The following is a 23,786-nucleotide window of genomic DNA, read 5'->3' as shown; positions in this document are numbered from 1 at the left end:
TTTAAATTTTGCTATTTTCTGTCTTATTTATAGTTAATTTCAGCGAGAAATTTAGTAATTTCAGCCTTTGTTTTGCGATTCTTATTAACCAAACGACCCAGTTCCTGACCATTTTCCACAACAACGAAACTCGGAATCCCAAAAATATTCCACTGCTGAGCTAATTCTATATAGTCATCACGATTAACACGTACAAAGACAAAATCTGAGAAATCTTTTTCAATTGATGGCATTACTGGATATATAAATTGACAATCTGGACACCAATCTGCTGTAAAAAAGAAAACAACTTTCTTAGTGCTATCAATATAGGCTGCTATTTCTTCATAAGATTCTGGTAAAATCATTTGCTCACCTCCACATAATCAAGAACACCTTGACGATAAATGAATTCGAAAATTCTGCCATCTTCCAAGACAAGACCACCACTGGTCATTTTAATATCAGATTCAAATTCATTAAAATAAAATACCTGAATATCACCCATCTGACTAAAAAATTCTCTTAAGGTCTGAGTGATTTGCTGACGTTTATAATCTGTTACTTTTTTAGTTAGGGTATAACCAGCAGCTGCCAGTAAACCCACACCAGCAAGGCCAGTCCCAAATAAGATTTTTTAATTTTTCATAACTGTTATTATACCATACCCCCCGGAATTAGACACAGGAATTGATGGAAGAAATCCACATAACAGTTATGAAAAAAAACAACTTATTCCTTGTGGTATAATAGGATGACATTGTCTTAAGATACCATTATGGTTAATCATTCAAACAGAAAGAAAAAACATGAAAGAAAAATTATTAGTACCTGCTTTAAATTGTTTGCTAGGTCTACTCTTCCTAGGTGATCACTGGTTTTTATTTCGTCTTCAAAATGGAGAACTTTTTGCTATTGTGACGCTAATACTGCTTTGCACAACTTCATTTTTAATCAATAAGAATCACCCCAAAAATTTGACTTTAATTGCTATGGTTATCACTTTTTTAGCCGTATTATCTTTTCTATCTACCTTTTTATTAGCTTAAGCCGATAAACATTATCTCCGTTGTATTCAACCCAGTTTTCACTATAATAGGCTTTGTCAGTCATAACAGTCTTCCGGTAGTACTTGATATTCTTTTTGAAAGTCTTTATATTGACTGAAACCTGTTCTGTTCTTTATTTTTAATTAAAAGGTGCTAAAATAGTATTTGTAGAATTGAGGTAATTATGTCAGATTTATTTAACAAAATTAAAACCGTAACTGAGCTTGATGGGATTGCTGGCTATGAACACAATATCCGCAACTTCCTTCGTCAAGAAATAACTCCTTTAGTTGATCAAGTTGAGACAGACGGACTTGGTGGAATTTTTGGAGTTAAAAATACTCATGAGACTAATGCTCCTAAAGTCATGGTTGCTGCCCATATGGATGAAGTCGGCTTTATGGTTAGTCATATTCAGCCAGATGGAACATTTCGTGTACTTGAGGTTGGAGGATGGAATCCCCTAGTAGTCAGCTCACAACGCTTTACCCTCTACACACGTTCTGGTGATGCTATTCCTGTTATATCAGGCTCAGTTCCTCCTCACTTTCTTCGTGGACAAAGCGGTGGAACAACATTACCCAAAATTAGTGACATTGTTTTTGATGGAGGATTCACAGATAAAAATGAAGCTGAAAGCTTTGGCATTGCTCCTGGCGATATCATTGTTCCTAAATCTGAAACCATTTTAACTGCAAATCAAAAACATATTATGTCAAAAGCTTGGGATAATCGCTATGGTGTGCTTATGGTGACCGAATTGCTAAAAAGCTTAAAAGATCAAAGTCTTAGCAACACACTTATTGCTGGGGCAAATGTTCAAGAAGAAGTCGGACTTCGTGGCGCACATGTTTCAACAACTAAATTCAACCCAGATATCTTCTTAGCTGTCGATTGTTCCCCAGCTGGAGATATTTATGGGGAACAAGGCAAAATAGGAGAGGGAACCTTAATCCGTTTTTATGATCCCGGACATATCATGCTTAAAGATATGAGAGATTTCTTACTTACAACAGCTGAAGAAGCAGGTATAAAATACCAATATTATGCTGCAAATGGTGGTACCGATGCTGGGGCTGCTCACCTAAAAAATAGTGGTATTCCTTCTACAACTATCGGTGTCTGTGCACGCTACATTCATTCTCATCAAACACTCTACGCTATGGATGATTTTCTACAAGCACAAGCTTACCTTCAGGCCATCGTTAACAAATTAGACCGCTCGACGGTGGATATTATTAAAGGTTATTAAGATAGAAAGGATGGGAGTTTCATAAGGTAGACACATTTTAGTATCTCCTTTCATCCCCATATCAACATTATGAAAATTGGAATTATCGGCGTCGGAAAAATGGCCAGTGCAATTATTCAAGGCCTCAAACAAACCCAACATGACATTATCATATCCGGATCTTGCTTAGAGCGTTCAAAAGAAATTGCAGAAAGACTTGATGTTACTTACGCCGAATCTCATCAGTCATTAATCAATCAAGCTGATATTATCATGTTAGGTATTAAACCTCAACTATTTGAAAAGGTTCTTCTTCCACTTGATATCACAAAACCAATCATCTCAATGGCAGCAGGAATCTCCTTAGCGCGTTTAAGCCAATTAACTCGTTCTGATTTACCATTGATTCGTATTATGCCAAATATTAACGCACAAATACTTCAAAGTTGCACAGCTATTTGTTACAACAATCATGTATCAGATGAGTTACGACAATTAGCCAAAGAAATTACGGATAGTTTTGGAAGTAGCTTTGATATAGCAGAAACCAATTTTGATACCTTCACTGCTCTAGCAGGTTCTAGCCCTGCCTATATCTATCTATTTATAGAAGCCTTAGCTAAAGCAGGTGTAAAATATGGATTTCCAAAAGAACAAGCACTCTCTATTGTAGGACAGACTGTCTTAGCTTCTAGTCAAAACCTATTACAAGGACAAAATAGCACCTCTGACTTAATCGACAACATTTGTAGCCCAGGCGGAACTACTATTGCTGGCCTTTTAGACTTAGAAAAAAATGGTCTGACGCATAGTGTTATTTCTGCCATTGATGCTACTATTGAGAAAGCAAAAAAACTTTGAGCAAATTGCTCAAAGTTTTTTTAGTTATTCATCATTGTACTGATTAACACGCTATAAGCAAGAGCATTGTTAATAAAATGAATCATTATACTATATTCTAAGTGCTCAGTTTTATAATAAACAAAAGATAAAATAGCACCCATCCCAGCATAAATAATAAAACTACCTATATCAGAAGGGGAATGAATAAGAGCAAAAGCTAAAGTACCGATGACAAAACCCCATTTTTGATGTTTCGCAAAAAGTTCTTTAGGGATAATATAGCGAAATATAATTTCTTCCATAATAGGGGCACCAATTATGGCAAAAATTAACATCAAAGCTAGTGGAAGTTGCTTTGTTAATTCCATAATTACTGTTTGATTTGCTGTATCTTTAACCCCTTGCATAGTCATAATGAGGTAACCAATAATTTGTGGAACCCTCAATGATAACCAACCTAAGAGAATAGTAACTAATGCTTTCCTTGTCAATAATGCTTTCCATCTGATTATTTGTTTAACCTTGGCATAATAAAGGAAAAGAGCAATAATAAGTAATTCTAAGCCAATCAACAATATACTAGTAAAAGGCGTTTGATAGTGATTCTTTAGGAGCCACACAGCCAATATAGGAACAAGTTGATTAATAACTAAAAATGCTATTAGCAAAGCTAAAATTTTGCCTTTTCTAATAATAAATGACACAAAAACCTCCAAAATAAATTATTAACTTTTTTCTATCATAACATATTTTCAAATCTTATAGACTTATCTCACAATAACTTCTGTAAAATAAAGTAAATTAATAAATAACCATATAAAATAAAAGAGAGTATCAATAGCAAGAACTTTGCATAGGAAAAAGTTATACCAAACCAGACATTAATCAGACACAATACCACTAAAACAAGGACAGATAAAAGGAAAAGAAGTCGACAAGACATATTAGCAATAAATTGATTACGCTCATCAAAAACTTTGGTATAGTAATGTTGAAATCGCTTTTCACTAAATGTTATCACCAAAAAATAAAAACTTCCTGCAAATAAGGCAATACCTGAACCAAAGGAAAAACCTTTAGTAAAATTAGATTCAAAGGTATGTAGAAATGATGATACTATCATAATCAAACTACATACACTAAAAACAAAAGACAAAACTCTCATATATACTTTGTAATCCTTCGGAGATACTTTACTATTGGGTGACAATAATCCTTTTATTAACATAGAATACTACTTTCTAAAACTTCAATTTAATCATCAGCTATTATATCGTTTTCTTCAATGAAGCATAGCGATAAATAGCAAAAATAGACATCGCAATGCTAATACTAATAGTAATGATAAAAACATATTGCTGGTAAACGATTGGTGGACAAAAATCAATAGTCCACATCCTTGACATATTACAGATTAACTTTTAACCTTTTGTCTTTTGTGGACTGTATTTTTCCATTAAAATTCTATCCTCCTTCACTTTCTGTATAAATAAAAACTTCCTCAATTTGTTTATCAAAATAACGCGCTATCTTAAATGCTAGCTCCAAAGATGCCGTGTATTTCTCTTTTTCTAGAGAAATAATAGTTTGCCTAGTAACTCCAAGTGCAACTGCAAGTTCTGCTTGACTTAATTTCCTAGATTTTCGTAACTTTTGTAGAGAATTTTTCATATCTTACACCTTTTTTGTATAGTTAGCTTTACATTCATAGTATAGTTAACTATACATTTTTTGTCAAGTACATTTTACATATCTGTTCAAAAGACAAAAAAGTTGATAGTTAAACTATCAACTTTTCTGGTCTTATCAATTTTTTGATAACTTATTTAGCTTTAAGGCGCTCAACGTCACGCGCAATCATTAATTCTTCATCAGTAGGAATAACTAAAACCTTCACTTTTGAATCTGGTTTTGTGATATCTCCAAAATAACCAAAAACATTTTTTTCTGGATCAAGTTCAATGCCAAACCATGATAATCCTGCGATAACATCTTGACGCATTAATGGCGCATTTTCTCCCATACCTGCAGTAAAAATAATAGCATCCGCGCCATTTAATACTGCCAAGTATTGTCCAATAAATTTCTTAATACGGTCAATAAAGACATTATAGGCTAACACTGCATTTGGATCTTTACTTTGAAGACCTGCTTCAATATCTCGCATATCACTTGAAGTTCCTGATACTCCAAGCAATCCTGATTGTTTGTTAAGCATATTAACAACAGCTGCTGCATCTTCCAATTCTGGATCATTAGCTACAAGATAAGGGATAATCGCAGGATCAATGTCTCCTGAACGTGTTCCCATCATTGGTCCTGCAAGTGGTGTGAATCCCATTGATGTATCAATAGACTGTCCATGATAATTTGCTGTAATAGAAACACCATTACCCACATGTGCTGTGATTAATTTTAATTCTTCTAAAGGACGTCCTAATTGCTTAGCTGCTTCTTGTGCAACGTATTGGTGGCTTGTCCCGTGTGCACCGTATTTACGTACTTTATAATCAGTATAGTACTTTTGTGGGATTGGATATAAGTAGGTATGAGGTTGCATTGTTGTATGGAAGGCTGTATCAAATACACATACACTCGTGATATCTGGTAAGATTTCTCTAAACGCACGAATCCCTGCTGCAGCTGCTGGGTTGTGGAGTGGAGCTAAAGCTGATAATTCTTCAACCTGTTCTACAACTTTATCATCTACTAAAGCAGACTCTTTAAAATATTCACCACCAGCAACGACACGATGACCAACACCTGTAATTTCATTAAAGTCTTTGATAATACCATGTTTTGTTAGATCTTCTAAAAGAATTTTAACAGCTTGGGTATGATCTACGATATCTAAAATTTGTTCATCTTTTTTATCGTCAAATTTTACAGTCGAAATAGAATCTTTCAAACCAATACGTTCGATAATCCCTTTGGCAACTACTTTCTCCTCTGGCATTTCATATAATTGCCATTTCAAACTTGAACTTCCAGCATTAATTGCTATTGTTTTTGACATAATTTACCTCTCTAAAGCGTTTTCACAATCTCTATTTTATCATATTTTTTGAGTAATGACTATTTTCTCTGCTCCATTTTTGAAAATTTTCAATGAAGTTTGCCATATTCTCACGATTTTGCAAATCTGTCAGCGGATATACAAAGGTTTCTGGTTTTTGTTCTGCTTGCTTCTTGAGAACAAATATAGATTTCGCATTTTGACGACTTCCAAAAATAGTTTCTGGTAGAGTTAAAACGGCAATGACATCTGCATATCCTTTTAACCACTCCTTCAGCAAATCACTTTGTGGACTTGTTAAAAGGTTTTCGGGTGCTAAAAATATAGCGATTCCATCTTTTTTCAAATATTTAAGAGATTGCTCCATCAATAGATGGTGAGCATAGGTGTGCTCTTTAGAACTTGATACAGCATATCGTTTAGCAATACCATCATTAGGATAATAGCCAACTGGTAAATCACTAATGATTACATCGCTTTCTTTCAAAATTTGTGGTCTAACAGCATCCTCTTGGATAAATTGGGCACTAGAACCTATAATTTCAGCAATGCTTGCTGATAGATCAATCAAAAGATCATCAACTTCAATGCCCATATAATTTAACTCTTTCGAGCTGTTATTGAGGAGAGTCTGAGCTAAATTCCCAGTTCCACTTCCAATTTCCAAGACATCCACTGTCTCTTGACTCGTTAATTCTTCCAAAAGAAATAACAAGATAAAACCAATACTATCTGGCGTAAACTGATGATTAGCTTGTAATTGCTCTGTTTGCGCAGATTTGATAAAAATGAACTGGAAAGTGCGACGCCATTCTTCTTGACTTAAGTCAAGTTGACGTAATTTTTGGTTATTCACCACAACCATATCTAAATCACAACTTGAACCAAGGTAATAAGAGTTCTGTTCAATTAAGGCATCATAAATATGAGTTTTTAATTGGTTCTCAATCGTTTGGATATTTTCTAAAATCAGCTCATAGGCTGTCTCAATTTTTTCAAAATTCATGATTTCCTCCAGAATTTATCATAACAAAAAACACAGCATCTGAAAAGAGAAGCAAACAAAAATCCTGTTTTTAAGCAAAACCTTGTCTTACTAATATTTCATCACTGTATATTTTTAATGTTTATGGCTTGCTTTATTATCATTAGACTTGAGAGGTACTTGGAGAGTGTCTGTTTTACGATAAAACTTATGGTTATAGTTTCCTCCCTTATCCAATGTAACCTTAACTTGTAAATAGTTCCCTTCTTGGAGGTATGAAGCATATCCTCCTGTAAAATAACATTTTCCTGATATGGAGTCACCTTCTATTGTTTTATAAGCTAACTGCGCTGTTAAATAAGCTTTACTTGCTTCAATTTGGCTATGATACTGTCTTTCTGTTGCCAATATTCTTGCTAGATAAAACTGTAAGACGAGTGTAAATACAGCAGCCAATACAATAGCTTGCAAAAGGATGCCAGCTTTAAGTTTCTTCTTTAAAATCATAGTAAAATGTCCTTTTTAACCCGTCCTTAAAATAAAAAACAAGTTTTACCATACTTTTGGTCTGACTCATTTGACAATTGTCTAACCCATAAACCATTGGTTGATAACCTCGACCATCATAACCTGTCTTACGGAAATCATCTTTATTAGATTTGCCAAAGGTTACAATCTTATCTTGCTTACGTAAATAAAGTTTGTTCTGTCTTAAATATTCCAGATGAGCGCCTTCAAATTCTGCATTTAGTTGCTGAGTTAATAACACCCATTCAGACTGACTGGAAGAAGACATCACTACTATCTGTTGAGCCAACAATTTTGTCAGTCCTTGATAAACTAGTAAAGCTCCTGTGATTGTAACCAATGCTACCAAACATTCTAAAAGTGTAAATGCTTTAACCTTCTTATCCTTACATTTTAACAATAAATTTTTCATGATAATATCTCCATATTTTGATACATTGGTAACAGCATTGCTGCATAAATCATAACAATGATAAGAGCTACAAAAATAAAAATAACGGGTTGGATTAACTGGGTCGCTCTAGCTAATTTTGTAAAAAAATCCTCCCACTTCTCATCAGCATATATATCTAACTCTGTTCCTAATTTCGCCTTAACTTGGCCATATTCAATCATTAAACTAAGCTCAGTTAAGAAAAACGGATAGTCTAATACTTTTTGGTGAAATGCTTTACCTGATAGAAAACCTTCTTCCATGTCATATCCTATTTCCCTAAAAAGTTTGGATTTCTGATTTTGCATTACTTTAACAATTTGGTCCAATTCAATACCTTGACTTAATAAATTTCCCCACTCACGGGCATAGTAAGCAGTTAAATAAAGCTTAACATATGATCCAACTAAGGGAATTGTTGTTAAAAAACAAGCTACTTTAATGCGCGACAATCGCTTTTGAATAATATAAAATATTAAACTAAAAATAAGTACAACTGCTAAAAGTAATAAGAAAATATTCGGCACATTTGTAATCAGTCTAGTTGCAAAATTATTTTCTCCTAATTGGGGCATTAAATAATTCCTAAGGCCAATCATAATTAGCACCAGAAAAGACAATAATATCAATGGGTAAGTAGCTACTTCTATTACTTTTTTTCTAACTAACAAAAGATTAGCTAAATAAGACTCAATCTTTAGTAGGCTCCTTGAAATGTTACCATGCAAATCAGCTAATGCAACCTGTGTGATAACAGTGTCAGAAAAACCTAACTCTCCTAACATTTTTGATAAATCTTTTCCCTCTAATAATGCCTTATTCATACTATCTGTATAACAATCAGACAATAACTTACTCCTCTTTAAGAAGGTGACCATATCAGTTAAAGAAAAACCACTAGCAAAAAGATTATTAAAAAGTTGGACTACTTTCCGTTGTTTCTTGAGGGATAATTTTTTCGACTTGTGCCTGTTTCTTACTGATATGTCCTTCTTCAGCCAAGATATCCACTTGTCTATTCCACTTGTCTGATGAGTGTTTTTTAAAATTACCTGTCTCAAAGTCAATTAGGCTTCCTCCTCCAATTAAACGTTGATATGCTATTAATTTTAGACTATTTTCTAACTCTTGATAGTTAACCCCTAATTCTATAAGCCTATCATAGACTCCGGGAATACTTTTAGCATGAATAGTAGAAAAAACCATCACTCCCGTTAAACTTGCACGAATAACAGCACGGGCCGTCGCTTGATCTCTAATCTCTCCGATAATTAAAATATCTGGACGATGCCGTAAAGACAGTTTGATTAAAGCATCATAAGTCATTCCAATATCCTCATTCAATTGGAGTTGTAACATCTTGTCATTCTTGATTTCTACCGGATCTTCAATCGTGATAATTTGCTTATTTTTAAATACTTCTGAAGCTAATTGATACATGAGAGTTGTTTTACCACTCCCCACAGGGCCGGAAAAAAGATATAGCCCTCTTATACCCAGTACTTCCTTCATTTGCTTTATATTATCAAACCAATATTTTAAGTCCTGATGACCTGAATACAAAATACGAATAACTAAAGATTCTTGACCACGATAATCTCCCACACTCGATAGTCGTAATGAAACCAGTCTTCCCTCTGACAGTTCATAGTCACAAGAACCTAATTGACTTCGTCTTTTTTCTCCAACGTTCATGCCTGCCACAAATTTAAAGTGACTAATAAGACTAGCCATCCTATTAAACTCAAAAACATCAATAAACCGCCTTTCATCATCAATACGCATATAGAGTTCATAACAATCACCTTTGGGAATGATATAAATATCTTGAGCATTTACTTCTACTGCCTGATGAATGACTTGCTTTGCTAATGATTGAACCATCCCGTAACCTCCTTAACCATATATTCGAAAATAAAATAAAAAAATCTCACCAATTGGTGAGATCTTTTCAATGATTTCTTGAGAGGTAGTAACATAAATATTATGAAGCAGAGGCTGAACAAACCTATTATATCTCCATAAAAACTATCTAACTTTTTTAAACTACTTTTAATTACAAATTTAAAGAACATGCCGATGGCAACTCAGCTATCTTATTAAATACTTCAAATCGCTCAATAGATTCTTCCTTAGGAATTTCTTGCCATTCTTTCAATAACATTAAGGAATGATACTGTTGGAGGTACTCATCACATTCTTCACACCAACGTTTTTCTTTTATACTCCAAAACGTTGCCAACAAACTAGACTTACTTTGAAAATAAGGCCACTTTTCCTGTCCCCTATCCCACTCCTCTTGAAAATAGAGCAAAGCTTCTGATAAGGTATCATACTCAGCAATTTCAGTAATATCTTCCTCCCAACCTTCAATAAACCACCATGGTTCCCAATCACCAAACATTTTTACAACTTGATACATAATACACTTCCTTTAGAGAGTATTATATAAAAAATAAGAATAAAATAAAAAATATCTGCTCATTCCAAATTCTTGTAAAAAAAGAACCTGAGTTAAACTCAAGTTCTTTTTGATTAATCTTCTGTTGTAGGTGTTGATACTTCCGTAACTTCTGCATCAACAGGAGTTCCTTCAATAATCTCAACTTCATTAACAGCAAGTGGTTCAATATTACGGTAACGAGCCATACCAGTACCCGCTGGAATGATTTTACCGATAATAACATTTTCTTTAAGACCAAGTAAGTGATCTTTCTTACCACGGATAGCAGCATCTGTAAGGACACGTGTTGTTTCTTGGAAGGATGCAGCTGATAAGAATGAATTAGTTTCAAGGGAAGCCTTAGTAATACCCATAAGGACAGGACGGCTTGTCGCAGGGATTCCACCAGAAATAACAATATCTTTGTTAGCATCTGTAAAGTCTGAAATATCCATAAGTGTACCTGGAAGAAGATCTGTATCTCCTGGATCCATGACACGAACTTTACGGAGCATTTGACGAACCATTACCTCAACGTGTTTATCTCCGATTTCTACCCCTTGGCTACGGTAAACTTTTTGTACTTCAGCAAGTAGGTACGTTTCAACAGATAAAGTATCACGAACTTCAAGGAGACGTTTTGGTTGGATAGATCCTTCAGTTAAGGCCGCACCACGAGCTACTTCATCACCAACTTCAACTTTCATACGTGCTGTAAATGGAACAACGTATTCTCCCTCACCTGTCTGACCTTTAACGAATACTTTCTTAGTACGTGTTGAAGAGTCTTCTTCAATTGCAACGACTTCACCCTTAACTTCAGTAATAACTGCCTCACCTTTAGGGTTACGTGCTTCAAAGATTTCTTGGATACGTGGGAGACCTTGTGTAATATCAGTATTTGAAGCAACACCACCGGTATGGAAGGTACGCATTGTAAGCTGTGTCCCTGGTTCACCGATAGATTGAGCTGCAATAGTACCAACTGCTTCACCAACCTCAACAGCATCACCTGTTGCCAAGTTAATACCGTAACAGTGACGACAAACACCATGGCGAGTGTTACATGTAAATACTGATCGGATAGTTACTTCCTCAACGCCCGCTTTAACAACTTTAGCAGCCATATCTTCAGTAATTAAGGTATCTGCACCAACGAGAATTTCACCTGTCTCAGGATGTTTGATTGACTTCTTAGTATAACGTCCTATCAAACGCTCTTCAAGTGTCTCAGTAACCTCTTTACCATCTGTAATTGCTGTGATTGTCAAACCGCGGTCTGTTCCACAGTCATCTTCACGAATAATAACATCTTGGGCAACGTCAACCAAACGACGAGTAAGGTAACCTGAGTCGGCTGTCTTAAGGGCCGTATCAGTCATACCTTTACGCGCACCGTGAGTTGAGAAGAACATTTCCAAAACACTAAGACCTTCACGGAAGTTTGATAAGATTGGCAATTCCATGATACGTCCGTTAGGAGCAGCCATCAAACCACGCATACCGGCAAGTTGTGAGAAGTTTGAGATGTTACCACGAGCTCCTGAGTCCATCATCATAACGATAGGGTTCTTTGGATCTTGTGTCTCAATAAGACGTTTTTCAAGTGCTTCTTTAGCTTCACGCCATGTTGTTGTAACAGCAACATAACGATCTTCTTCAGTCATCAAACCTCGACGGAAGGCTTTATTGATATCTTCAACTCTGTGGTGAGCTGCATCAATAATCTCAGCTTTATTGTCAATAACTGGGATATCAGCAATACCCACAGTCAAACCAGCAAGTGTTGAATGATAATATCCAAGGTCCTTCAAACGGTCAAGGAAAGCAGAAGTTTCTGTTGTACGGAAACGTTTAAAAGTTTCTGCGATAATATTACCAAGATTTTTCTTCTTAAAGGGAATATTAATCTCTAAGTTATCAATAACTGCTTGAATATCCTGACCTGGCTCTAAGAAGTATTTATCTGGAGTTTTTTCTGTCAAGTTTGCATTATTAGGTTCAATTAAGTACGGTAAATCTTCAGGCATGATATCGTTGAAGAGAATCTTACCAACTGTTGTAACCATGATTTTATGTTTTTGCTCTTCTGTCCAAGGCTTATTCGGCATTGAATCAACAGCGATACCAACACGTGTATGTAAATGAACATAACCATTTTGATATGCCATAACTGCTTCGTCATGATCTTTGAAAATCATGCCTTCACCTTCACGACCAGCATCTTCCATAGTCAGGTAGTAATTTCCTAAAACCATGTCCTGAGATGGTGTTACGACTGGCTTACCATCTTTAGGGTTAAGGATGTGCTCTGCAGCAAGCATCAAAAGACGAGCTTCTGCTTGGGCTTCTTCAGACAATGGAACGTGGATGGCCATTTGGTCTCCATCAAAGTCAGCATTGTAGGCCTCACATACAAGTGGGTGAAGACGAAGCGCCTTACCATCAATAAGGACAGGTTCAAACGCTTGGATACCTAATCTGTGAAGAGTAGGTGCACGGTTTAGAAGTACTGGGTGCTCTTTAATAACTTCTTCTAAGATGTCCCAAATACGCTCGTCCCCACGTTCAACCATACGTTTAGCTGCTTTAACGTTCCCTGCGAGGTCACGAGCAACGATTTCACGCATTACAAAAGGTTTGAAGAGCTCAATAGCCATTTCACGTGGTACACCACATTGGTACATTTTGAGTGTTGGACCAACAGCAATAACGGAACGTCCAGAGAAGTCAACACGTTTACCAAGCAAGTTTTGGCGGAAACGACCTTGTTTACCTTTAAGCATATGGCTTAATGATTTCAAAGGACGACTACCTGGTCCGGTAATTGGACGACCACGACGACCATTGTCGATAAGCGCATCAACAGCTTCTTGTAACATACGTTTTTCATTTTGAACGATGATGCCAGGAGCATTTAATTCCAACAAACGTGCCAAACGATTGTTACGGTTAATAACACGGCGGTAAAGGTCATTCAAGTCTGATGCCGCAAAACGACCACCATCTAATTGAACCATCGGACGAAGATCCGGTGGGATAACCGGTAAAATGTTAAGAACCATCCATTCTGGTTTATTTCCAGATTTTTTAAAGGCATCTAACACATCCAGACGACGAACTGCTTTCACACGTTTTTGACCTGTCGCTGATTTCAACTCCTCTTTAAGAACTGCGATTTCTGCATCTAAATCAACGCGTTTAAGAAGATCTTGAATGGCTTCAGCACCCATTTTAGCAACAAACGAACCGTAACCGTACTCTTGAAGTTTTTCACGGTATTCACGCTCAGTAAGGAGTGACTTCGGTTCTAATGGTGTGTCCATTGGATCGATAACAACATAAGCCGCAAAATAAATAACTTCTTCAAGTGCACGAGGACTCATATCCAATGTGAGCCCCATACGCGATGGGATACCTTTGAAATACCAGATATGAGATACTGGTGCTTTTAACTCGATATGTCCCATACGTTCGCGACGAACTTTTGCACGGGTTACTTCAACGCCACAACGGTCACAAATGATTCCTTTGTAACGAATACGTTTGTATTTTCCACACGCACATTCCCAATCTTTTGTTGGACCAAAAATAACTTCATCAAAAAGTCCTTCACGTTCTGGTTTCAATGTGCGGTAGTTGATTGTTTCAGGTTTTTTAACTTCACCATAAGACCATGAACGGACCTTACTTGGTGATGCTAATGTGATTTGCATACTTTTAAAACGATTTACGTCAACCACTAGTTTTACCTTTCTTCGATTTATCATCATACTAGCCCAGCTAGGATTTCAATAAATCCTAGGACTAGCATTGCATATCAATTCTATATTCGCTTCTAGTTATAAACTAGATAAATTTAATCTTCTTGAACGACTTCAGATACTTGTTCAGCTTGTTTTTCTTCAGCTTCTTGTTTCACACGTGCTTTTTCAAGGTCATCAACGTGCATCACATCATCATCTTCACCTTCATCAAGATCACGGAGTTCAACTTCGTTGTCATCTTCATCAAGGACACGCATATCAAGACCAAGTGATTGCAATTCTTTTACAAGAACACGGAATGATTCTGGAACACCTGGTTTTGGAATTGGCTTACCTTTTGTGATAGCTTCATAAGCTTTAAGACGTCCTGTAACATCATCAGATTTGTATGTTAAAATTTCTTGAAGAACATTTGAAGCACCATAAGCTTCAAGCGCCCAAACCTCCATCTCACCAAAACGTTGTCCACCAAATTGAGCTTTACCTCCAAGTGGTTGTTGAGTAACAAGTGAGTATGGTCCTACTGAACGGGCATGAAGTTTATCATCAACCATGTGGTGAAGTTTGATCATGTACATGACACCAACTGACACACGGTTATCGAATGGTTCACCAGTACGACCATCATAAAGAACAGTCTTAGCATCTGAATCCATACCTGCTTCTTGAACAGTTTCCCAAAGGTCTTCTGAAGAAGCCCCATCAAAGACTGGCGTTGCAATATGAATACCTAAATTACGAGCAGCCATACCTAAATGAAGCTCCATAACTTGTCCGATATTCATACGTGATGGCACCCCAAGTGGGTTCAACATGATATCAACTGGCGTTCCATCTGGTAAGTAAGGCATATCTTCAACAGGAACAATACGTGAGACGACACCTTTGTTTCCGTGACGACCGGCCATCTTATCACCGACTTTGATTTTACGTTTTTGAGCGATATAAACGCGGACAAGCATATTAACACCTGATTGCAATTCATCACCATTTGCACGAGTAAAGATTTTAACGTCACGAACTACTCCATCGCCACCGTGAGGTACACGTAGTGAAGTATCACGAACTTCACGTGATTTATCACCAAAAATGGCATGCAAGAGACGTTCTTCAGCAGATAAGTCCTTTTCACCCTTAGGTGTTACCTTACCAACAAGAATGTCACCTTCTTTTACCTCAGCACCAATGCGGATAATTCCCATTTCATCGAGATCACGTAGTGAATCTTCACCAACATTTGGAATTTCACGAGTAATTTCTTCAGGCCCAAGCTTTGTATCACGCGTTTCAGATTCGAATTCTTCCAAGTGAACAGATGTATAGACATCTTCTTTCACAAGGCGCTCACTCATGATAACGGCATCCTCGAAGTTATAACCTTCCCAAGTCATATAAGCAACAACTGGGTTTTGTCCAAGAGCCATTTCACCATTTTCCATAGATGGTCCGTCGGCGATAAAATCACCTTTTTCAACGAGATCACCAACTTTAACTAAGGTACGTTGGTTATAAGCAGTACCTGAGTTTGAACGGCGGAATTTTTGAACATGATAAACATCAAGAGAACCATCTTCGCGACGCACTTCAACTTTTTCAGCATCTGAAAAAATAACACGACCATCATGTTTAGCAATCACAGCTGCACCTGAATCGTGGGCTGCTTGATACTCCATACCAGTACCAACATATGGTGCTTTTGGATCAATCAATGGCACAGCCTGACGTTGCATGTTGGCACCCATCAAGGCACGGTTAGAGTCATCATTTTCCAAGAAAGGAATACATGCTGTTGCGACAGCAACTACTTGCTTAGGTGACACGTCAACAAAGTCAACAATGCTTGAAGGAAACTCTTGGTTATTACCTTGATGACGACCCATAACGATTTCTTCTGCAAATGTACCGTCTTCGTTAAGCTTAGAGTTGGCTTGTGCAACTGTAAATTCATCTTCTTCATCAGCAGTCAACCAAACAATTTCGTTCGTTACCGCACCAGTAGAACGATCTACTTTACGATATGGTGTTTGAATAAATCCATATTTATTGAGGTGTCCAAATGAAGATAAGTTATTAATCAAACCAATGTTTGGACCTTCAGGTGTTTCAATCGGACACATGCGCCCATAGTGGGTATAGTGCACGTCACGAACTTCATATCCAGCACGGTCACGTGTCAAACCACCAGGTCCTAAGGCAGAGAGACGGCGTTTGTGCGACAATTCTGATAGAGGGTTGTGTTGGTCCATGAATTGTGACAGCTGTGATGAACCAAAGAATTCTTTAACGGCGGCAGTCACTGGACGAATGTTAATGATTTGTTGAGGTGTCAAGACTTCATTGTCTTGTACAGACATACGTTCGCGGACATTGCGTTCCATACGAGCAAGTCCGATACGGAATTGGTTCGCAAGTAATTCACCAACTGCACGAATACGACGGTTACCTAAATGGTCAATGTCATCTACCTTACCGATACCCTCTGCAAGGTTTAAGAAGTATGACATCTCTGCTAAAATATCTGCAGGAGTTAAGGCACGAACTTTATCTTCAGGATTTGAGTTTCCAACAATAGTAACAACACGGTCTGGATCAGTTGGAGCAACAACTTTGAATTTTTGAAGAATAACTGGTTCAGTAACTACAGCATAATCATTTGGTGTGTAGACAAACTTGTTTAAGTCTCCATCGATATGCTCTGCAATTGAATCAATGACATCTCGTGTCATAACGGTTCCAGCTTCAACAAGAATCTCTCCTGTTTCACCATCAACTAAATTTTCAGCGATTGTTTGGTTCAATAGGCGTGTTTTAAGATTCAGTTTTTTATTAATCTTATAACGACCAACAGCCGCTAAGTCATAACGACGTGGATCAAAGAAACGTGCAACTAAAAGACTACGTGAGCTGTCTGCAGTTTTTGGTTCACCTGGACGAAGACGTTCATAGATTTCTTTAAGTGCTTCATCTGTACGAGAATCACTTGGATTTTTATGAATGTCTTTTTCAATAGTATTGCGAACAAGTTCACTGTCACCAAAGATGTCAACAATTTCATCGTCTCCAGAGAAACCAAGTGCACGGACTAGTGTTGTAAATGGAATTTTACGTGTGCGGTCGATACGTGTATAAGCAATATCTTTTGCGTCTGTCTCAAGTTCCAACCAAGCTCCACGGTTAGGGATAACAGTTGACCCATAACCAACTTTTCCATTTTTATCTACCTTATCATTAAAGTAAACACCAGGAGAACGGACTAATTGTGAAACAATGATACGTTCACCACCATTGATGATGAAAGTACCCATTTCAGTCATAATTGGAAAATCACCAAAGAAAACTTCTTGAGTTTTAATTTCACCAGTTTCTTTATTAACTAAACGGAAAGTAACAAAAATAGGTGCTGAGTAGCTAGCATCATGGATACGAGCTTCTTCCAAAGTATATTTAGGTTCTTTTAATTCATAACCAACAAATTCAAGATCCATAGTATCTGTAAAGTTTGAAATTGGAAGTACATCCTCAAATACTTCTTTCAAGCCAGCATCAAGAAAATCTTGGAATGAATCAGTTTGAATTTCAATTAAGTTTGGTAAATCAAGAACTTCCTTAATTCTTGAAAAGCTACGACGTGTACGGTGTTTTCCGTACTGAACTTCATGTCCTGCCAAGTTTTTAGCTCCTTTTTAAAGATAGAGTGACTAAGTTTTTATCTCATAAAACTTAGTGAGTTTATTTCATTTGCTCGCCTAACAAGAACAAGCTTATAGATGTCGTTTGTGGTAATTTTCAGAAAGTTTAAATATATATTACAATAACCTTTTTTCTTAAAATTAGGCACAAAAAGAGCAGCTAAATCTCACTTTATCAAGTTGATTTAACTGCTGTATATCTAGGTCGGACAATATTTCAACCTAGACAGACGACAAATAGTTACGTACATTATAACTTATTTTCACCAATAAATCAAGTTTTATTCTCTTGACTTCAAGGAAGCTTCTAGAATTTCAATTTGTTCATCAACACCCTTGAGTTTTAGCATAACACGATGATTTTTAAACATAGCATACTGGTGTTTTTCTAATTCTTTGAAAGAAGACTATACAAGAATTAAATCATATTATCTTGGAAAAAATAAAAGGAGAACAGATCACTCTATTCTCCTCAAATAAAACTATCAGTATCGTAAACCTGTTATCGTTTTCCACCCAAAGTAGACCAAGCTTTTTGATAATCACTATCAGTTCCCCCAATAGCAAAACGATAGGTCATCGTTCCAGGTCCATTTTTTGCCCAATAACTTGTTGTGCTTTCACCTCCAACAGTGATTCGACGACCGTTTACTGTTACTACACCTGGCTGTAAACCTGTAGACTTAAGAACTTTAGCTTTTATAACGCTATCATCAAGTCTAAACCTTTCTGACTTACCAAAAGTATTGCCATCTGCATTATTAATAGCATTAACCAAGTGAGCCATATAATTAGCATTATTATTGTAACCTGTCAATTTCGCTAAAGAGGCATTATTATCATGTCCTGCCCATCCACCTAAAGTCACTTTAGGTGTAGAAAGCATCAACCAAACATCAGAAGTTGAGTTAGTAGTACCCGTTTTTCCAATCCAATCTACCCCAGCTAAACCACTATTTAAACCTTGTAAGCGATTTTTAAAGGTTGTAGTCTTTCCGGAGTTAATTGGTCCATGTAATAGCTGCTGTAAGATAGTAGCTGTTGCTTTCGAAAAGACACGGACAGGTTTACTTTCGTGATTATAAATCACTTTCCCATTACTATCCTCTATACTTTCTATCATATACTGCTTATGATAAACACCACCATTTGCAATCATTTGATAAAGGTTTGTTTGCTGAGCAACTGACGTATCAATACCACCACCAAGTGGTAAACTTTCTATACCAAAGTTTTCAATTGGATAGTCTAATTTCTCCATATAGTTTTTTACATCAACGCCTCGATCTCGTAGCATCTTGTAAGTCCAGAAAGCTGGAATGTTCCAAGAAATGTCCAATGACTCTTGAAGGTTAACCATAGCAGTACCTTCTTCATCCGCATGCATAATCTTTTCGCCACTTGAATATGTCGTTGGATAATTTGAAAGAACACTACCACTTCCTAACATCCCTTGATCAATAGCAATTCCGTAAGGTAATATCGGTTTAATACTTGACCCTGGAGAGCGTGCCGTATCAAAAGCATGGTTATTTTGATTCTCACTATAGTTACGACCACCAATAAATCCTATAATAGCACCACTAGAATTGTCCGTTAGTACATTTCCCATTTGAACCTTGCCAGTACCATCATCTAACAACCCTCCGTATTGAGCTGCAGCATCCTGCATGGCTTGATAAACAGATTTATTGATAGTAGTTTTAATAGTATACCCTCCCTGTTGAATCTCTTCAATAGCGCGGTGTCTGTACGTCGCTCTAGTCTCATCATTTTTTAAATCATGCTCTGAAACATTATCCTTTTTAATGAGGTAATTGTACATCACTTTTTGAGCTTCAGATAATGCCGAGTAGTAAAGATAATCATGATGATTTGTTGTCGCCACTGCAGGTTTGATAAAATCTTTTTTGATGTCATAATCTTTGTAGGATTTGTACTCATCTTTGGTTAAAGCTCTCGTTCTATACATATTGTATAACACATTTTTTTGGCGCTTTATACCAAAACTAAGATCTTTATCTGATTTCAACTGGGCATCTGCAGTATAAGGAGAATATACAATAGGACTTTGCGGTAAACCTGCAAGGAAAGCTGCCTGAGGAATTGTTAAATCTTTTGCGGAAACTCCAAAAATCCCTTGTGCTGCTTCTTCAATACCTGCAATATTCTGTCCTTTGTTATTGCGACCAAACGGTGATACATTTAAATAATCTGATAAAATCGAATCCTTATCCATGTAACGCTCTAATGCTAGAGCATAAATAATTTCTTTTGATTTGCGTTTAAATGACGGATCATCTCCCAAAATTTGCTGCTTTAATAATTGTTGTGTCAGCGTTGAACCACCGCTACTCTCTCCAAACCCCAGAACAGATCCCGCTGCAGCACGTAGTACGGCTTTGGGAACTACACCTTTATGGTCATTGAAATTTTCGTCCTCTGTTGCAATGATAGCCTTTTTAATATTATCAGATATAGCATCCTTTGCCACTGGTGTACGTTGTAAATCAGTGGCAATCTCTGAAATTTGTGATTTATCAGAATAAGTTAACCTAGACACCCTAGTAAGTGTATTAACTTGTGTCACTAAACTATTTTTACTTGGTACTTTAACAGAGTCAACTTGACTAGCAAGATACCCTACTGCAAGTCCTACTCCGAGCATAACAAATAGTAAAATAATAACATAGATGAAATCTGATAAAAGCTTTACAATTCTTAAAAAAATAGAACCAAATTCAAGTGGTGTGTAATCACCTAATTTAGAACTATTCAACTTCTTATTACCTTTAAACATGAATAATACCTCATCCTACATTATATCAGATTTAATATAACTTGCATATCCTAAAGAGTTTTGATATAGTTGACATTAATACACAACAAGTTAATAATTAGGAGAAAAAGATGAATATTTTTGATGAACTCAAAGAACGTGGACTCGTTTTTCAGACAACTGACGAAGATGCTTTACGCAAAGCTCTTGAAGAAGGTTCTGTCTCTTACTATACTGGCTACGATCCTACGGCTGACAGCCTTCATCTTGGACATTTAGTTGCTATTTTAACCTCTCGTCGCTTACAACTTGCTGGTCACAAGCCTTATGCACTTGTGGGAGGCGCAACTGGACTTATTGGGGACCCTTCATTTAAAGATGTTGAGCGCAGTTTACAAACAAAGAAAACTGTAGTTAGTTGGGGTAATAAAATCCGCGGTCAATTATCTAATTTTCTAGAGTTTGAAACAGGTGATAACAAAGCTGTATTGGTAAATAATTATGATTGGTTCAGCAATATTAGTTTCATTGATTTCTTACGAGATGTTGGTAAATATTTTACTGTCAATTATATGATGAGTAAAGAATCTGTTAAAAAACGTATCGAAACAGGGATTTCCTATACTGAATTTGCTTATCAAATTATGCAAGGATATGACTTTTACGAATTAAATAAGAACTATAATGTCACTTTGCAAATTGGTGGTTCTGACCAATGGGGCAACATGACTGCTGGAACCGAACTTATTAGACGAAAATCAAATGGTGTATCTCATGTTATGACTGTTCCATTGATAACAGATTCTACAGGAAAAAAATTCGGAAAATCTGAAGGAAATGCTGTTTGGCTTGATGCTGACAAAACCTCTCCTTATGAAATGTACCAATTTTGGCTCAATGTTATGGATGCTGATGCCGTTCGCTTCCTTAAGATTTTTACATTCCTAAGCCTTAAAGAAATAGAAGATATACGTATTCAATTCGAGGAAGCACCTCACCAACGCTTAGCACAAAAAACACTAGCACGTGAAGTTGTAACTCTTGTTCATGGTGAAAAAGCTTATAAGGAGGCCGTTAATATCACGGAACAGCTATTTGCTGGCAATATAAAAGGATTGTCTGTTAAAGAGCTCAAACAAGGTTTACGTGGAGTACCAAATTATCACGTTCAGACGGAAGATAACCTCAATATCATAGACCTTCTAGTCACTTCAGGAGTTGTCAATTCTAAACGTCAAGCTCGAGAAGATGTCTCCAATGGAGCTATTTATATTAATGGAGATCGTATTCAAGATTTAGAATATACTATCTCAGAAAATGATAAGCTTGAAAATGAAATTACAGTCATTCGTCGTGGAAAGAAAAAATACTTTGTATTAAACTTTAAATAGACTTGAAGTGTAATCGATACTCTGATAATAATATTTCAAGACAATAAAAAGTGTAGTCAATTGACTACACTTTTTATTAATGAACAACATTCCTGAAGAGACAACTTTTAAATTATAGTTATTATACATGACTACCTTATTTTTATTAAGAAATAACACCAAACAAACAGCTTAGAATTTTTACCATAGAGTAAATAGTTATCGAAAAAATATACATATCTAATACCCACAATTTTTTCATAAAAACAACAAATATCGTCTGTCTAACACCAACGAATTTATTCTAACCTTTACATGTTATAAATCAAGAAAATATGATTAGAATACCTTAACTTTGTAATCAAAATCAGCTAAAGAAATAATCCATTAAAAAATCTAATAAAATAACAAATCATATAAAAATTATTATGTAATAACAGTATATCTATAACATTTAACTTTAATAACTATCTAGTTAAATAACATAATCTCCAAAAAAATTAACTAGTTATGTTTTTTTATTACTTTTTCCCAATAAAATGATAAAATTATACTTGTGAAAGGCCTTCACAAATATCATTTAGAAGAGTTTAGGTTTATGAAATTATCTAAACAATTATACAAATCACTCCCACTATTAACTGTCGTACTATGCGTTGGGGCATTACAACAGAATGTTGAAGCTAAGGCTAAACATTATAAGACGACATCCCATGTTGAGACACAGTATGTAAGTACTTCTTCAAAAAAATCTTACCGTTTACTCATAATAAGCAAATCAAGGTAGGTTCATTAGATAACTTAGAAAGAGCAACATATTCTCACATACAATTAAGGGATGCAGATGAGCCTAAGATAAAAAGAGAAAGACTGACGTATAATCCAACCGGTTGGCACAACTACAAATTTACTACTGAAAAGGGTAAAACAACTTGGCTTATAGACCGAGGTCACCTCGTTGGTTATCAATTTTCAGGAATGAACAATGTTCCTGAGAACCTAGTTACTATGACCAAATATCTAAATACAGGATTTAGCGAAAATAATCCTGATGGTATGTTATACTACGAAAATAGATTAGATAGTTGGTTGGCAAATCATAAAAATTTCTAGCTTGATTACAAAGTGACTCCAATATACGAAGGAAATAATTTAGTACCTAGCCGAGTTGAACTTCAGTATGTTGGAATTGATAAACAAGGAAAACTTCTAGAAATCAAATTAGGCGGCGGCAAAGAACAAGTTGATGAATACGGCGTCACAACTGTTACATTAGAAAATACGTCTCCACTCGCAAAAATTGATTACAAAACTGGTATGCTAATCAAAGAAGATGGGAAACAGGCAGAAGAAGGTGAAGATCCAAATAGCGATGCTGATGAAAACGAAGCAGCTATTGAAAGTGCATCTGATATAGAAGAAAATACTAACACTAATACTTCTGAATCAGATACAAATAATGTAGCTCCCCAAAATAGAATCGTCTACGTTGCAAATAAGGGTCGTTCAAATACTTATTGGTATAGTTTAGAAAACATAAAAAATGCAAATACCGCTAATATCGTTCAAATGACTGAACAAGAAGCGTTAAATCAACACAAACATCACAGCACTACTGAAGCACAATAATTACAATTTACTGCCGGCAAAATTGCCGGTAGTATTTTTTATCCT

General features: G+C 36.0%; 20 protein-coding genes and 1 pseudogene. 5 read left to right on the top strand and 16 right to left on the bottom strand.

Annotation, left to right across the window (positions count from 1 at the left end):
- Positions 1 to 23: 23 nt before the first annotated feature.
- Together EGX96_RS06145 and EGX96_RS06140 are read right to left on the bottom strand one after the other, a co-directional pair.
- Complete coding sequence (locus EGX96_RS06145) at positions 24 to 347, bottom strand: thioredoxin family protein (RefSeq protein ID WP_000602781.1); 324 nt, start codon at positions 345 to 347, stop codon at positions 24 to 26.
- Positions 344 to 613, bottom strand: a complete 270-nt coding sequence (locus tag EGX96_RS06140; protein ID WP_253257585.1) for a DUF4651 domain-containing protein — start codon at positions 611 to 613, stop codon at positions 344 to 346. The genes EGX96_RS06145 and EGX96_RS06140 overlap by 4 nt, the downstream gene beginning before the upstream one ends.
- Before the next feature lie 175 nt (positions 614 to 788).
- On the opposite strand from EGX96_RS06140, the gene EGX96_RS06135 reads away from it, so the two are divergent.
- From EGX96_RS06135 to proC, 3 genes are all read left to right on the top strand, one after another.
- Positions 789 to 1,028, top strand: coding sequence for a hypothetical protein (locus tag EGX96_RS06135; protein WP_000660180.1), 240 nt, complete (start codon positions 789 to 791; stop codon positions 1,026 to 1,028).
- Between the two features lie 184 nt (positions 1,029 to 1,212).
- Positions 1,213 to 2,280, top strand: coding sequence for a glutamyl aminopeptidase (pepA, locus tag EGX96_RS06130; RefSeq protein ID WP_001281323.1), 1,068 nt, complete (start codon positions 1,213 to 1,215; stop codon positions 2,278 to 2,280).
- Positions 2,281 to 2,349: 69 nt separating this feature from the next.
- Entirely contained in the window at positions 2,350 to 3,120 is a 771-nt protein-coding gene (proC, locus tag EGX96_RS06125) for a pyrroline-5-carboxylate reductase (protein WP_001865901.1), read from the top strand.
- 20 nt (positions 3,121 to 3,140) lie between these two features.
- Here proC and EGX96_RS06120 read toward each other — a convergent pair whose 3' ends face one another.
- The 14 genes from EGX96_RS06120 to pbp1b all read right to left on the bottom strand — a co-directional run bounded on the left by EGX96_RS06120 (position 3,141) and on the right by pbp1b (position 20,763).
- Positions 3,141 to 3,806, bottom strand: coding sequence for a CPBP family intramembrane glutamic endopeptidase (locus tag EGX96_RS06120; RefSeq protein ID WP_000008113.1), 666 nt, complete (start codon positions 3,804 to 3,806; stop codon positions 3,141 to 3,143).
- Positions 3,807 to 3,874: 68 nt separating this feature from the next.
- On the bottom strand, positions 3,875 to 4,330 hold the full coding sequence (locus EGX96_RS06115) for a hypothetical protein (protein ID WP_000905673.1): 456 nt from the start codon (positions 4,328 to 4,330) through the stop codon (positions 3,875 to 3,877).
- 40 nt (positions 4,331 to 4,370) lie between these two features.
- On the bottom strand, positions 4,371 to 4,508 hold the full coding sequence (locus tag EGX96_RS06110) for a hypothetical protein (RefSeq protein ID WP_001865900.1): 138 nt from the start codon (positions 4,506 to 4,508) through the stop codon (positions 4,371 to 4,373).
- Positions 4,509 to 4,566: 58 nt separating this feature from the next.
- A complete protein-coding gene (locus EGX96_RS06105) occupies positions 4,567 to 4,773 on the bottom strand; it encodes a helix-turn-helix transcriptional regulator (RefSeq protein ID WP_000798241.1) in 207 nt (68 codons plus the stop codon).
- Positions 4,774 to 4,924: 151 nt separating this feature from the next.
- Positions 4,925 to 6,118: an acetate kinase gene (locus EGX96_RS06100; protein WP_000047534.1), complete on the bottom strand. Its 1,194-nt coding sequence runs from the start codon at positions 6,116 to 6,118 to the stop codon at positions 4,925 to 4,927.
- 31 nt (positions 6,119 to 6,149) lie between these two features.
- The gene (locus EGX96_RS06095; RefSeq protein ID WP_001008574.1) at positions 6,150 to 7,124 is read right to left on the bottom strand and encodes a class I SAM-dependent methyltransferase; all 975 of its coding nucleotides are present in this window, start codon (positions 7,122 to 7,124) and stop codon (positions 6,150 to 6,152) included.
- A gap of 114 nt (positions 7,125 to 7,238) precedes the next feature.
- Positions 7,239 to 7,610 carry a competence type IV pilus minor pilin ComGG gene (gene comGG / locus EGX96_RS06090; protein ID WP_000601104.1) on the bottom strand — a complete coding sequence of 124 codons (372 nt, stop codon included), beginning with the start codon at positions 7,608 to 7,610 and terminating at the stop codon, positions 7,239 to 7,241.
- Positions 7,588 to 8,043, bottom strand: a complete 456-nt coding sequence (gene comGF, locus EGX96_RS06085; RefSeq protein ID WP_000793378.1) for a competence type IV pilus minor pilin ComGF — start codon at positions 8,041 to 8,043, stop codon at positions 7,588 to 7,590. The genes comGG and comGF overlap by 23 nt, the downstream gene beginning before the upstream one ends.
- Positions 8,040 to 9,083, bottom strand: coding sequence for a competence type IV pilus assembly protein ComGB (gene comGB / locus EGX96_RS06080; protein ID WP_223295889.1), 1,044 nt, complete (start codon positions 9,081 to 9,083; stop codon positions 8,040 to 8,042). The genes comGF and comGB overlap by 4 nt, the downstream gene beginning before the upstream one ends.
- Positions 8,977 to 9,948 carry a competence type IV pilus ATPase ComGA gene (gene comGA / locus EGX96_RS06075; protein ID WP_000250805.1) on the bottom strand — a complete coding sequence of 324 codons (972 nt, stop codon included), beginning with the start codon at positions 9,946 to 9,948 and terminating at the stop codon, positions 8,977 to 8,979. The genes comGB and comGA overlap by 107 nt, the downstream gene beginning before the upstream one ends.
- A 172-nt stretch (positions 9,949 to 10,120) precedes the next feature.
- Entirely contained in the window at positions 10,121 to 10,486 is a 366-nt protein-coding gene (locus EGX96_RS06065) for a DUF1033 family protein (RefSeq protein ID WP_000285373.1), read from the bottom strand.
- 113 nt (positions 10,487 to 10,599) lie between these two features.
- Positions 10,600 to 14,250, bottom strand: a complete 3,651-nt coding sequence (gene rpoC / locus EGX96_RS06060; RefSeq protein ID WP_000228729.1) for a DNA-directed RNA polymerase subunit beta' — start codon at positions 14,248 to 14,250, stop codon at positions 10,600 to 10,602.
- A gap of 116 nt (positions 14,251 to 14,366) precedes the next feature.
- Entirely contained in the window at positions 14,367 to 17,942 is a 3,576-nt protein-coding gene (gene rpoB, locus EGX96_RS06055; protein ID WP_000907191.1) for a DNA-directed RNA polymerase subunit beta, read from the bottom strand.
- Positions 17,943 to 18,465: 523 nt separating this feature from the next.
- Positions 18,466 to 20,763 (bottom strand): penicillin-binding protein PBP1B, encoded by a 2,298-nt coding sequence (gene pbp1b, locus EGX96_RS06050; RefSeq protein ID WP_000472388.1) that lies wholly within the window; start codon positions 20,761 to 20,763, stop codon positions 18,466 to 18,468.
- Positions 20,764 to 20,873: 110 nt separating this feature from the next.
- On the opposite strand from pbp1b, the gene tyrS reads away from it, so the two are divergent.
- Together tyrS and EGX96_RS06040 are read left to right on the top strand one after the other, a co-directional pair.
- Positions 20,874 to 22,133 carry a tyrosine--tRNA ligase gene (gene tyrS, locus EGX96_RS06045; RefSeq protein ID WP_001019853.1) on the top strand — a complete coding sequence of 420 codons (1,260 nt, stop codon included), beginning with the start codon at positions 20,874 to 20,876 and terminating at the stop codon, positions 22,131 to 22,133.
- A 577-nt stretch (positions 22,134 to 22,710) separates the two neighbouring features.
- Positions 22,711 to 23,741 (top strand): annotated as a pseudogene (locus tag EGX96_RS06040) (DNA/RNA non-specific endonuclease).
- The last annotated feature ends 45 nt before the right edge of the window (positions 23,742 to 23,786 follow it).

It is taken from the genome of Streptococcus sp. FDAARGOS_520, from assembly GCF_003812685.1.
GTDB classification, from domain to species: Bacteria; Bacillota; Bacilli; order Lactobacillales; family Streptococcaceae; genus Streptococcus; species Streptococcus agalactiae.
The sequence above is the reverse complement of the archived record's forward strand: the minus strand, read 5'-3'. Positions and strand labels throughout refer to the sequence as shown.